We start from the raw sequence: 11825 nt of genomic DNA on the forward strand, positions 1-11825 counted from the left end.
GACCGCCTGGATGCACGACCCCTACCCGGGCGGCGGCCACGGAGGGCTCTGCGTGCACGGCGCCGACGCCGGTCTGAAGCAGGCCGAACTCGCCGAGATGATACGCGTCGCCCACACGGCCGGATACCAGCTGGGCGTCCATGTGACCGGCGACCGGGCCATCGACGCCGTGGTGGACGCCTTCGTTGCCGCCCACCGGGCCGATCCGCGCCCGGACGCCCGGCACTACATCATCCACGGCGACTTCGCCTCCGAGCAGAGCCTGGCCAGGCTCGCCGCGCACGGATACGGCGTCAACATGAACCCGGCCATCAAGTGGACCATCGCGGACCTGATGGACGACGTGGTGGGCAGCGAACGGTCGGACTACCAGTGGCCGGTACGTTCCGCTGCGGAGGCGGGGATCGCCGTCTGCGTCGGCTCCGACGCCCCGATCACCGCCCCCGACTGGCGCCGGGGCGTCGCCGCCATGCTGCTGCGCGAGTCCAAGGCCACCGGCCGGGTGAGCGGCCCCGACCAGTGCGTCACGCTGGAGACGGCGCTGCGCGCCTACACGGCCAACCCCGCCCGGCAGGACTTCGCCGAGTCCTGGAAGGGCACCCTCGAGCCGGGCAAGGTCGCCGACCTGTGCGTCCTCGGCGGCGACCTGCGCGCCACCGACCCGCACGACATCCCGGACCTTCCCGTCGACCTCACCATCCTCGACGGGAACATCGTGTTCGAACGCGACGGCGCTCGTCACTGACCTGTCGTACGCGGCGGAGCGCCCCGAGAAGGCCCGTCGAGGGGCCTCGCCTCAAGCCGAAGCCACGGGCAGCACGTCCGGGGAGAGGGCTCCGGCGCGGGCCGTCTCCGCGGTCAGCCGGCGGCGGTGGTGGCGCCGGCACAGCACCTCGTAACCGACCTCGCCCGCCTGCCGGTTGACGTCGCCGACGACGACCTGGGCGCCCTCGACGACCATGTCGCCGTCGACCGTGCGGGCGTTGTGCGTGGCGCGGGCCCCGCACCAGCAGAGCGCCTCGACCTGGAGGGCCTCTATCCGGTCGGCCAGCTCGATCAGCCGCTGGGAGCCGGGGAAGAGCTTGGTGCGGAAGTCCGTGGTGATGCCGAAGGCGAAGACGTCCAGGCCCAGGTCGTCGACGACGCGGGCCAGTTGGTCGATCTGGACCGGGGCGAGGAACTGCGCCTCGTCCACGATCACGTAGTCGACCCGGCCGCCCCGGCTGACCCGGTCGACGATGTGCGCGTACACGTCCATGCCCTCGTCGGCCTCGACGGCGTCCGTCACCAGGCCGAGCCGGGAGGAGAGCTTGCCCTCGCCCGCCCGGTCGTCGCGGGTGAAGATCACGCCCTGGAGGCCGCGCGCGGAACGGTTGTGACCGATCTGCAGGGCCAGCGTGCTCTTTCCGCAGTCCATGGTTCCGGAGAAGAACACCAGCTCGGGCATGAGGGGTCGAGCACCTTTCACGGGGACGGTCACAGGGGAGAACGCGGTTACGAGCGTACTTCGAGCAGCGGGACGAGCTGTTCGACGGGGGTCAGGGAGCCGTGCATGCCGACCATCGCCGACTCGTGCGGCTCGTTGACCGAGGCGGTGATGACGACCTCGTCGTGGGCGGCGGCGACCACATCGCCGATCCGGCCGTACACCCGCTCGTCGATCGTGGGCCCGAACCAGCCCGCCGCGATGGCCTCCTCCCGGCTCGCCACCCAGAACTGCTCGCCGAGCACCTCACGCCAGACGGCCAGGACGTCCCCCTGGGCGCCGGGCACCGCGTAGACGTGGCGGGCGCGGCCCTCGCCGCCGAGCAGGGCGACGCCCGCGCGCAGCTCCCAGTCCTCGTCGAAGTCGATCCGGGACTGCTCGTCGAAGGGAATGTCGATCATGCCGTGGTCGGCGGTGATGTAGAGCGCCGAGCGCGGCGGAAGCTGCTCGGCGAGGCGCTGCGCCAGCCCGTCGACGTACATCAACTGGCCGCGCCAGGCGTCGGAGTCGACGCCGAAGCGGTGGCCCTTGCCGTCGACCTCGCTGTAGTACGTGTAGACGAGCGAGCGGTCACCGGCGGCGAGCCGCTGGGCGGCGACGTCCATCCGGTCCTCGCCGGAGAGCCGGCCGAGGAAGGAGCCGCCGCTGAGCGCGACCTTGGTGAGCGGGGTCCGCTCGAAGTCCGGGGACGAGACCTGCGCGGTCCGCACGCCCGCCGCGTCGGCGAGCTGGAAGACCGTGGGGTAGGGCTGCCAGACCTTCGGCGCGGTGAACGGCTTCCAGCGGAGCTGGTTCATCAGCGCGCCGGTCTCCGGGTTGCGCACGGTGTAGCCGGGCAGGCCGTGCTCGCCGGGCGGCAGGCCCGTACCGACCGAGGCGAGCGAGGTCGCGGTGGTGGCGGGGAAGCCGGAGGTGATGGGGCGGCCGGTGCCCCCGCGCGAGGTGGGCAGCAGGGAGTGCAGGAAGGGGGCCTCGTCGGGGTGCGCCTTGATCTGCTCCCAGCCCAGGCCGTCGATCAGGAAGACGCAGTTGCGGTCGGCGGGCTCCAGCTCCGGGATGGCGGCGGTGAAGCCCGCCACCCCCTGGCCGGCCGCGAGCGTCGGCAGCAGGTCGGCCAGCGAGCCGCTGCCGTACGCGGGGACGGGCGCGGTGTCGAGGGCGAGCGGGACCGGGTCCTGCCAGGCGGACGGGGCCATCACCGGCCGGTCGCCGCGGTGGCGGCCGTGGCCTCGGAGAGCGACTGGGCGAAGGCGAGGGTCTGGCGGACGGCGTCCGGGCCGTCACCGGCCTCGCTGACGCGCAGGCTCAGGTCGTCGGCGGTGGAGCTGCCCGTGTAGCCGTGGTCGGCCTCGCAGTTGGGGTCGCCGCAGGCGGCGGGCTCCAGGTCGATCCGGGAGACCGCGCCCCAGCCGATGGTGAGGACGACCTCGCGGGGCAGGGTGCCCGGGACGTACTTCTCCGGGTTGGCCACCACCCGGCTGACCACGACGGAGGAGATCCGGTCGAGCTTGACCGACTCGGTGGAGGTGGTGGCGTACGGCGTCGGGGAGCTGGTGTCGGCAGCCTGCTCGTCGGTGTGGCTGACGATGAACCGGTGCTCGGTCAGGACGAGGACCGTGGCGTGGCGGCGGACCTCGTTGGAGTCGAAGGTGGTCTCCTGGTGGACCAGGTACGAGGCGACCGGCTCCCCGCCGACGGCGGCCTCGACCGCCTCGGCCACGAGGGCCGGGTAGTAGCCGCTGCGCTCGATCGCCGCGCGCAGCCCCTGGGTCGTCGTACCGGTCTTTGCCATGTGCACCATCCTACGGGGGGCCGGTGACTGCCCGGGACGCCCCGGCGGCCCGGGAGGGGCGGGTCAGTAGTTCGGGAGGCGGCGGGGGCCGAGGTCGCCGCGCGGGGGCGGCGGGGCCAGGCGGACCCCGGCGCCGAGCACGGTCAGCCCCTGGGGGGCCACGACCACCGGTTCCAGCGCCACCGAGACCACTTCGGGGTGGTCGTCGACCAGCCGGGACAGCCGCAGCAGCAGCTCCTCCAGGGCCGGGGTGTCGACGGGCGCCGAGCCGCGCCAGCCGAAGAGGACCGGGGCCGCCTTGATCGACCGGATCAGCTCGGCCGCGTCACGGTCGGTGGCCGGAACCAGCCGGTGCGCGGTGTCGCCGAGCAGCTCGGAGGGGGCGCCCGCCAGGCCGAAGGAGAGGATGGCCCCGGCGGCGGCGTCGATGGACGCCCGTACGACCGTGTCCACGCCGCGCGGGGCCATGGACTGGACGACCGGGAGGAGCTCGGCGGGCTTGCCGAGGAGCTCGGTGAACTCCCCGTACGCCCGGCGCAGGGCGCCCTCGTCCGCGAGGTCGAGCCGTACGCCGCCGAGGTCGGCGCGGTGGCGCAGGTGGGGTGCGGTGGTCTTCAGCGCCACCGGGTAGCCGAGGCGGGCGGCCGCGGCCACGGCCGCCTCGGGGTCGGGGGCCGGGAGCGTGGGGCGTACGGGGATGCCGTAGCGGCCGAGCAGCTCGCGGGCCTCGTCGTGGGTGAGGGCGCGGCCGCGGGGGTCGGGGGCGGCGCCGAGCAGGGTGTCGATCAGGGCGGCGGTGCCGGGCTCGTCGGTGGTCTCGTCGAGGAACTCGGGCACCTTGCCGGGGGTGGCCGCCTGGCGCCGCCACTGGGCGTACTTCACGGCCTCCGCCATCGCCCGTACGGCACGTTCGGCGGCCGGGTAGGCGGGGATGCGGCCGGGGGACCGGTCCTCGGGCTCCGTGGGCCGGTCCGCCGGGGGCGCCGCGCTCGCCGTCCCGGCCGCCCCGGGGCTCGTCTGCGCTCCCGGCGGGCCGGGGGGCCGGCCGGCGAGCGTGGTGGGCCGGGTGTGGGGTGCGGCGGTGCTGCTGGCGGCGGCCAGGGCCTCCGCGAGGCCGCCGATCTCCACGTGGACGACGGCGACGGGCTTGGCCGGTCCGCCGGCCGCGGCTCCGCGCAGGGCGGCGGCCAGCACCTCGCCGTCGCCGGTCTCGGCCTCGCCGTCCTCCCCCACCCACGGGATGGCGGTGACGATCACGGCGTCGCAGGTCCCGTCGGCGAGCGCCTCGGCCAGCGCGTCCCGGAAGTCCTGCGGGGAGGCGGCCGTGGTGAGGTCGCGCGGCGGGCGCGGGCGGAGCCCCTCGGCCAGGCAGGCGTCGTACGTGAGGAGGCCGAGGGACTCGGAGTTGCCGAGGATGGCGACCCGGGGGCCGGCCGGGAGCGGCTGGTCGGCCAGGAGCAGCCCGGCGTCGACCATCTCGGTCACCGTGTCGACCCGGATGACGCCCGCCTGCCGCATCAGGGCGGAGACGGTGGCGTCGGGGATGCGGCTGACCGGGACGGCGTGGCCGGGCGGGTTGGTGCCGCTGTGCCGGGCGCCCTTGACCACGACGACGGGCTTCACGGCGGCGGTGCGGCGGGCGAGGCGGGTGAACTTGCGGGGGTTGCCGAGCGACTCGAGGTAGAGGAGGGCGACGTCGGTGTCCGGGTCCTCGAACGAGAACTGGAGGAAGTCGTTGCCGGAGACGTCGGCCCGGTTGCCCGCCGAGATGAACGAGGACAGGCCGGCGCCGCGCCGGTGGAGGCCGGAGAGGAGGGCGATGCCGATCGCGCCGGACTGGGTGAACAGGCCGATCCGGCCACGGGCGGGCGACTCGGGGGCGAGGGAGGCGTTCAGCCGGACGGACTCGGCGGTGTTGATGATGCCGAAGGCGTTGGGGCCGATGATCCGCATGCCGTACGAGCGGGCCTGGCGGACCAGTTCGCGCTGGAGCTCGCGGCCGGCGGAGCCCCGCTCGGCGTAGCCGGCGGAGAGGACGACCAGGCCCTGGACCCCGTGCTCGCCGCAGTCGGCGACGGCCTCGGGGACCCGGTGGGCGGGGACCGCGATGACGGCGAGGTCGATCCGCTCGTCGATCTCGCCGAGCGAGCGGTGGGCGGGGACCCCGTCCAGGGTTGCGAGGCCCTCGTCGAAGGCGCGGTTCACGGCGTAGGTACGGCCCGTGAAGCCGGCGCCGAGGAGGTTGCGCAGGACCGTGCGGCCCACTCCCCCGGGCGTGCGGCCGGTGCCGATCACCGCGACGGAGCCGGGGGCCAGGAGGCGCTGGACCGAGCGGGCCTCGGCGCGCTGCTCACGGCCGCGCTGCACGGCGAGGGACTTCTCCGTGGGTTCGAGGTCGAGCGTGAGGTGGACGGAGCCGTCCTCGAAGCTGCGCTGCTGGGTGTAGCCCGCGTGCCGGAACACCTTGATCATTTTGTTGTTGGCGGGGAGCACCTCGGCGGCGAAGCGCCGGATACCGCGCTCGCGGGCGACGGCGGCGATGTGTTCGAGCAGCGCCGAGGCGACGCCGCGGCCCTGGTGGGCGTCCTGGACGAGGAAGGCGACCTCGGCCTCGTCGGCGGGGGCGGAGGCGGGCCTGCCCTGTCCGTCGATGCGGTCGTAGCGTACGGTCCCGATGAACTCGCCGCCGATCGTGACGGCCAGCCCCACCCGGTCGACGTAGTCGTGATGGGTGAAGCGGTGCACGTCCCGGTCGGAGAGGCGGGGGTACGGCGCGAAGAACCGGTAGTACTTCGACTCGTCGGAGACCTGCTCGTAGAAGCTGACCAGCCGCTCGGCGTCGTCCGTGGTGATCGGCCTGATGCGCGCGGTGCCACCATCGCGCAGCACCACGTCCGCTTCCCAGTGGTCGGGGTACGCGTGATGCGGACTCAGCTCCGGCGTGGGCTCCATGGGCCCAGCCTACGGCCGCCGTCCCGGTAGCGGAGGGGTCGGTGCCGGGGCAGTCTGAGGACGACCCGGACGAGGCCGGCCGGAGGGAAGGCCGGGCACAGCATTGCGCACCGCATGAGAGACTGGTCTAGACAACCGTTGATATGTGAAGGGCAGAACCATGGCTGAGCGCCGCGTAAACGTCGGTTGGGCCGAGGGCCTGCACGCCCGCCCCGCTTCCATCTTCGTCCGTGCCGCCACGGCCTCCGGCGTCCCGGTGACGATCGCCAAGGCCGACGGCAACCCGGTCAACGCCGCCTCGATGCTCGCGGTGCTGGGCCTGGGCGCGCAGGGCGGCGAGGAGATCGTGCTCGCCTCCGACGCGGACAACGCCGAGGCCGCCCTGGACCGTCTGGCGAAGCTGGTCGCCGAGGGACTCGAAGAGCTTCCCGAGACCGTCTGACGAGCCCGAGACCGTACAACGGCGACGGACGTGAGCCGTGGTTCCCCTGGCCGGGGGAATCACGGCTCTTTCGTTGTTCCGGACGCCGGAACATCGGGCACTCAGTAATTGTCCGGGCAGCGCGAACAAAGCCATCGGCAATTGCTTCCCTTTTTATACGGCGTCCTTGTTAATGGCGGACACCCGTGATGTTTACGCCATGTTGCGAAGAACTCACCCGGCGCTGCGGCGCCTCGCGCCGGGCGGGGCGGCGCAGCCGGTGGGCCCCGGCGGTCCGCTCCGCGTGGTGGGCGGTCAGCGCCCTGGCCCGCTCCGCGTCGCCGCGCGCCACCGCGTCCACGATGGCCCCGTGCTCGGCCCAGGAGTCGACCGGCCGGGCCGGCTGCTCGACGGCGTACATCCAGGCGGCCTTGTACCTGAGCTGGGTGAGCAGGGCGATGAGGCCGGGGCTGCCGGAGGCCTGGGCGAGGGTCTCGTGGAACCAGCCGCCCAGCGACCGCAGATCCTCCCCCTCGCCCCGGCGAGCCCGCTCCTGGCCCAGCCTGACCAGGCCGCGCAACACCTTGAGGTGGGCCTCCGTGCGGCGCTGGGCCGCCCGTGCCGCGCCGAGCGGCTCCAGGAGCATCCGCACCTCCAGCAGGTCGGCGGCCTCCTGCTCGGTGGGCTCGGCGACACAGGCCCCGGCGTGCCTGCGGGTGACGACGAACCCCTCGGACTCCAGGGTGCGCAGCGCCTCGCGCACCGGGACGCGGGAGACCCCGTACCGCCGCGCCAGCAGCTCCTCGGTGAGGCGGCTGCCGCGCTCGTAGACACCGGAGACGATGTCGTCACGGATTGCCGTGCATACCGAATGCGCGGGAATGCGCATGTCCGAACCTCCGCCTCAATCCCCGCGAAACGCGGCCGGCCGACGCCTGTTCCGTGACTCTATTGCAATCCGCCGCCCTTTCCGACGGCAGGCCGGAATTGATGGATATCTTCTGGCCGGGGCGGAGGCGAAGAGGCCCGGTACGGGGGTTTTCCGGCGCATCGCCGAAGGCCCCGGCGGGAAACCGGGGCCTTCGGGTGGCGAGGGGCGCGAGGCCGGGTCAGACGTTCAGGCCGTGCGAGCGCAGATAGGCGACCGGGTCCAGGTCCGAGCCGTACGCCGGGGTGGTCCGGGCCTCGAAGTGGAGGTGCGGGCCGGTGGAGTTGCCGGTGGAGCCGGAGAGGCCGATCCGCTGGCCGGAGGTGACGCTCTGGCCGACGGAGACGGCGATCGAGGAGAGGTGGCCGTACTGGGTGTACGTGCCGTCCGTCATCCGGAGCACGATGTTGTTGCCGTACGCGCCGCCCCAGCCGGCCTCGACGACCGTACCGGCGCCGACCGCGACGACGGAGCTGCCGGAGGCTGCGTGGAAGTCCACGCCGGAGTGGCTGCCGGAGGACCAGAGCGCACCGCTCGACTTGTAGCCGGTGGAGACGTACGAGCCGGCGACCGGGAGGTGGAAGGCGTTCAGGCGGGCGCGCTCGGCGGCGCGGGCGGCCCTGGCCTTCTCCTCGCGGACCTCCTCGGCGCGGGCCTCGGCCTTGCGCCGGGCCTCCGCCTCCGCCTTGGCCTTGGCCTTGGCCTTCGCGGCCCTGGCCTTGGCCTCGGCGGCCGCCTTCGCCTTCGCCTTCGCGACGGCTTCGGCCTGCTGGTGCTGCACCCGGGCCTGGGCCTCGATCTGCTCGGCGAGCGTGGCGTCGAGGGTGATGGCCTGGGTGAGCGCGGTCTCGGCGGCCTGGGGGGCCTCGGCCTCCGCTGCGACGGCCGGGGAGGCCAGGGAGCCGAGGACTCCGGTGGTGGCCAGGGCCGCGACGCCGGCGGCCTGGGCACGGCGGCGCGTCAGGCGGCTGGGGGCACGGTGCTTCCCGGTGGCACGGGTGAACGCCATGGAGGGGCTGATCCTTTCCTTCCTTCTCGCCTACCGGGTTAGCTGACGGGTTCGGAGCAGGAAGGTCTCCTACGGGTTCCCGCGCCGGTTGACGGCACGGGTCTCCGATTCACCCCAGGGACTGCGTGGGTCCCCGGCTCCCCAGGCTCGCGCCTGACGGGGACTCGGCGATGGCTGCCCGGCGCCGCGGACGCGGCATACGGGTGACGGACAGCCGGGCCGACGCTAGGCGGGGCGACTTCCCATCACCAAACGGACAGGGCGATATGTCGCGCATCCCACAGGACGGAAAGGGAGTTAAACCACCAAGACGGTGAGGTGGGGATCAAGTGGACAAAAGGGGAGGACCCTGGCGGGCAGTTGTCCGCCAGGGTCCTTTGCCTCGGTATGCCGAGGTGTCCCGGTGTGCCGAGGTGTCCGCGTGTGCCGACGGCGCGTCAGCCGCTGACGACGGTCACCTCTCCGATGCCGAGCGCCTTCACCGGCTCCGCGATCTGCCCCGCGTCCCCCACCAGGACCGTGACCAGCCGGTCCACCGGGAAGGCGTTGACCACGGCCGCGGTCGCCTCCACGGTGCCCGTCTCGGCGAGGCGGGCGTACAGCTGGGCCTGGTAGTCGTCGGGCAGGTTCTGCTCGACCTGGTCGGCCAGTGTGCTCGCGACCGAGGCCGCCGTCTCGAACTTCAGCGGGGCGACGCCCACCAGGTTCTGCACGGCCGTCTCGCGCTCGGCGTCGGTCAGCCCTTCGGCCGCCAGCGTCCGCAGGACCTTCCAGAGGTCCTCCAGCGCCGGTCCGGTGGACTCGGTGTCCACCGAACCGCTGATGGCGAGCATCGCCGCGCCGCCGGAGTCGGGGCCGGTCGAGCGCATGACCTGGGCGAAGGCCCGTACGCCGTAGGTGTAGCCCTTCTCCTCGCGCAGCACCCGGTCCAGCCGGGAGGTGAGCGTGCCGCCCAGGCAGTACGTGCCGAGCACCTGCGCGGGCCATACGCGCTCGTGCCGGTCGGCGCCGATGCGGCCGATGAGCAGCTGGGTCTGGACCGCGCCGGGCCGGTCCACGATGACCACCCGGCCGGTGTCGTCGGCGGTGATCGGCGGGACCGGGCGGGATTGGCCCGCGTCGCCCGACCAGTCGCCGAGGGTGTCGGCGAGCAGGGCGTCCAGGTCGATGCCTGTGAGGTCGCCGACGATCACGGCCGTCGCGGTGGCCGGGCGGATGTGGGCGTCGAAGAAGGCCCGCACGGCGGCGGCGTCGATCCGCCGCACGGTCTCCTCGGTGCCCAGACGCGGGCGCGACATCCGGGCGGTGGCCGGGAAGAGCTCCTTGGAGAGCTGCTTGGCGGCGCGCCGGGAGGGGTTGGCCTGCTCGTGCGGGATCTCGTCCAGGCGGTTGCCGACGAGCCGCTCGATCTCGCTCTCGGCGAAGGCCGGGGCGCGCAGGGCCTCGGCGACCAGGCCGAGCGCCTTGGCCAGGCGGGAGGCCGGGACCTCCAGGGAGACCCGGACGCCGGGGTGGTCGGCGTGCGCGTCCAGGGTGGCGCCGCACCGCTCCAGCTCGGCGGCGAACTCCTCCGCGCTGTGCTTGTCGGTGCCCTCGGAGAGCGCGCGCGACATGATCGTGGCCACGCCGTCCAGGCCCTCGGGCTCGGCGTCCAGCGGCGCGTCCAGGAAGATCTCCACGGCGACGACCTGCTGGCCGGGGCGGTGGCAGCGCAGCACGGTCAGCCCGTTGGGCAGGGAGCCGCGCTCGGGCGCGGGGAACGCCCACGGCCGGGCGGTGCCCGGGGTCGGCTGCGGGTGGTACTCCATGGCTACTCCAGTCACGGCGGCGTCGCTCACTTGTCCGCCCCCTCGGGCACGTCGGTGGCCTCGTCGGCGTCCTCGGCCGGCTCGACGGGCTCGTAGACCAGCACCGCCCGGTTGTCGGGGCGCAGGGCCGCCTGTGCCGCCTCACGCACCTCCTGCGCGGTGATGTCCAGGACGCGCCCCACGGCGCTCAGGGCGAGCTGCGGGTCGCCGAACAGGACCGCGTAGCGGCACAGTTCGTCGGCGCGGCCCGCGACCGTCCCCAGGCGGTCCAGCCACTCGCGCTCCAACTGGGCCTGGGCCCGCTCCATCTCCTCCGGGGTGGGTCCCTCGGCGGCGAACCGGGCCAGCTCCTCGTCGACCGCGGCCTCGATCGTCTCCACCTCGACACCGCCGGAGGTCTTCACGTCCAGCCAGCCCAGCGAGGGCGCCCCGGCCAGCCGCAGCAGCCCGAAACCGGCCGCCACCGCCGTACGGTCGCGGCGCACCAGGCGGTTGTGCAGGCGCGAGGACTCGCCGCCGCCGAGCACGGTCAGCGCCAGGTCGGCCGCGTCGCAGGCGCGGGTCCCGTCGTGCGGGAGGCGGTAGGCGGCCATCAGCGCACGCGCCGGGACCTCCTCGTGGACCACCTCGCGCAGCTGCTCGCCGATGATCTCGGGCAGCGTGCCGTCGCGCGGCGGCTGCTTGCCGTCGTGGGACGGGATGGAGCCGAAGTACTTCTCGACCCAGGCGAGGGTCTGCTCGGGGTCGATGTCCCCGACGATCGAGAGCACGGCGTTGTTGGGCGCGTAGTACGTACGGAAGAACGCGCGGGCGTCCTCCAGCGTCGCCGCGTCCAGGTCGGCCATGGAGCCGATCGGGGTGTGGTGGTACGGGTGGCCCTCGGGGTAGGCGAGGGCGGTCAGCTTCTCGAACGCGGTGCCGTAGGGCACGTTGTCGTAACGCTGGCGCCGTTCGTTCTTGACGACGTCGCGCTGGTTCTCCATGGACTCCTCGTCGAGCGCGGCGAGGAGGGAGCCCATGCGGTCGGCCTCCAGCCAGAGAGCCAGCTCCACCTGGTGGGTGGGCATGGTCTCGAAGTAGTTGGTCCGCTCGAAGCTGGTCGTCCCGTTGAGCGAGCCGCCGGCCCCCTGGACGAGCTCGAAGTGACCGTTCCCCTTGACCTGTCCCGAGCCCTGGAACATCAGGTGCTCGAAGAGGTGAGCCAGACCGGTGCGCCCCTTGACCTCGTGGCGCGAGCCGACGTCGTACCAGAGGCAGACCGCGGCGACCGGGGTCAGATGGTCCTCGGAGAGCACCACACGCAGGCCGTTGGCCAGGCGGTGCTCGGTCGCTGTCAAGCCGCCGGAGCCGGCCTGTGCTGTGGCCGTGTGACCCATGGGCATGTACGTCCCTTCGATCGCGATACTGGACTTCCTGCCAGACCTGCCAC

General features: G+C 73.4%; 10 protein-coding genes and 1 riboswitch. Of the genes, 2 read left to right on the forward strand and 8 right to left on the reverse strand.

Going from position 1 to position 11825, the window contains the following annotated elements; genetic code table 11:
* Positions 1–745, forward strand: a 745-nt coding sequence (locus AB0917_RS30815; protein WP_366822976.1) for an amidohydrolase family protein, incomplete at its 5' end; no start/stop codon positions are given.
* A gap of 51 nt (positions 746–796) precedes the next feature.
* On the opposite strand, the gene AB0917_RS30820 is transcribed toward AB0917_RS30815, so the two are convergent.
* The 4 genes from AB0917_RS30820 to AB0917_RS30835 form a co-directional block, all read right to left on the reverse strand.
* A complete protein-coding gene (locus tag AB0917_RS30820; protein ID WP_366822978.1) occupies positions 797–1447 on the reverse strand; it encodes a thymidine kinase in 651 nt (216 codons plus the stop codon).
* Between the two features lie 47 nt (positions 1448–1494).
* Positions 1495–2682, reverse strand: coding sequence for a nucleotide pyrophosphatase/phosphodiesterase family protein (locus tag AB0917_RS30825; protein WP_366822980.1), 1188 nt, complete (start codon positions 2680–2682; stop codon positions 1495–1497).
* On the reverse strand, positions 2682–3278 hold the full coding sequence (locus AB0917_RS30830; protein WP_366822981.1) for a DUF5998 family protein: 597 nt from the start codon (positions 3276–3278) through the stop codon (positions 2682–2684). The genes AB0917_RS30825 and AB0917_RS30830 overlap by 1 nt, the downstream gene beginning before the upstream one ends.
* 63 nt (positions 3279–3341) lie before the next feature.
* Entirely contained in the window at positions 3342–6230 is a 2889-nt protein-coding gene (locus AB0917_RS30835; protein ID WP_366822982.1) for a GNAT family N-acetyltransferase, read from the reverse strand.
* A gap of 160 nt (positions 6231–6390) precedes the next feature.
* On the opposite strand from AB0917_RS30835, the gene AB0917_RS30840 reads away from it, so the two are divergent.
* Positions 6391–6672 (forward strand): HPr family phosphocarrier protein, encoded by a 282-nt coding sequence (locus tag AB0917_RS30840; protein WP_018105371.1) that lies wholly within the window; start codon positions 6391–6393, stop codon positions 6670–6672.
* A gap of 169 nt (positions 6673–6841) precedes the next feature.
* Here AB0917_RS30840 and AB0917_RS30845 read toward each other — a convergent pair whose 3' ends face one another.
* The 4 genes from AB0917_RS30845 to AB0917_RS30860 all read right to left on the reverse strand — a co-directional run bounded on the left by AB0917_RS30845 (position 6842) and on the right by AB0917_RS30860 (position 11772).
* Positions 6842–7540 (reverse strand): GntR family transcriptional regulator, encoded by a 699-nt coding sequence (locus AB0917_RS30845; protein ID WP_366822983.1) that lies wholly within the window; start codon positions 7538–7540, stop codon positions 6842–6844.
* A gap of 220 nt (positions 7541–7760) precedes the next feature.
* Positions 7761–8588 (reverse strand): M23 family metallopeptidase, encoded by an 828-nt coding sequence (locus tag AB0917_RS30850; RefSeq protein ID WP_366822984.1) that lies wholly within the window; start codon positions 8586–8588, stop codon positions 7761–7763.
* Between the two features lie 13 nt (positions 8589–8601).
* Positions 8602–8768, reverse strand: a riboswitch (cyclic di-AMP (ydaO/yuaA leader).
* 257 nt (positions 8769–9025) lie between these two features.
* Complete coding sequence (locus AB0917_RS30855) at positions 9026–10396, reverse strand: pitrilysin family protein (protein ID WP_366822985.1); 1371 nt, start codon at positions 10394–10396, stop codon at positions 9026–9028.
* Between the two features lie 26 nt (positions 10397–10422).
* Positions 10423–11772 carry a pitrilysin family protein gene (locus AB0917_RS30860; protein WP_366822986.1) on the reverse strand — a complete coding sequence of 450 codons (1350 nt, stop codon included), beginning with the start codon at positions 11770–11772 and terminating at the stop codon, positions 10423–10425.
* Positions 11773–11825 lie beyond the last annotated feature (53 nt).

It is taken from the genome of Streptomyces sp. NPDC007346 (assembly GCF_040703535.1).
Classification (GTDB): Bacteria; Actinomycetota; Actinomycetes; order Streptomycetales; family Streptomycetaceae; genus Streptomyces.

Coding starts and splice junctions, on each gene's coding strand:
- AB0917_RS30820 (WP_366822978.1), bottom strand. CDS start 1,447: ATGCCCGAGCTGGTGTTCTTCTCCGGAACCATGGACTGCGGAAAGAGC.
- AB0917_RS30825 (WP_366822980.1), bottom strand. CDS start 2,682: ATGGCCCCGTCCGCCTGGCAGGACCCGGTCCCGCTCGCCCTCGACACC.
- AB0917_RS30830 (WP_366822981.1), bottom strand. CDS start 3,278: ATGGCAAAGACCGGTACGACGACCCAGGGGCTGCGCGCGGCGATCGAG.
- AB0917_RS30835 (WP_366822982.1), bottom strand. CDS start 6,230: ATGGAGCCCACGCCGGAGCTGAGTCCGCATCACGCGTACCCCGACCAC.
- AB0917_RS30840 (WP_018105371.1), top strand. CDS start 6,391: ATGGCTGAGCGCCGCGTAAACGTCGGTTGGGCCGAGGGCCTGCACGCC.
- AB0917_RS30845 (WP_366822983.1), bottom strand. CDS start 7,540: ATGCGCATTCCCGCGCATTCGGTATGCACGGCAATCCGTGACGACATC.
- AB0917_RS30850 (WP_366822984.1), bottom strand. CDS start 8,588: ATGGCGTTCACCCGTGCCACCGGGAAGCACCGTGCCCCCAGCCGCCTG.
- AB0917_RS30855 (WP_366822985.1), bottom strand. CDS start 10,396: ATGGAGTACCACCCGCAGCCGACCCCGGGCACCGCCCGGCCGTGGGCG.
- AB0917_RS30860 (WP_366822986.1), bottom strand. CDS start 11,772: ATGGGTCACACGGCCACAGCACAGGCCGGCTCCGGCGGCTTGACAGCG.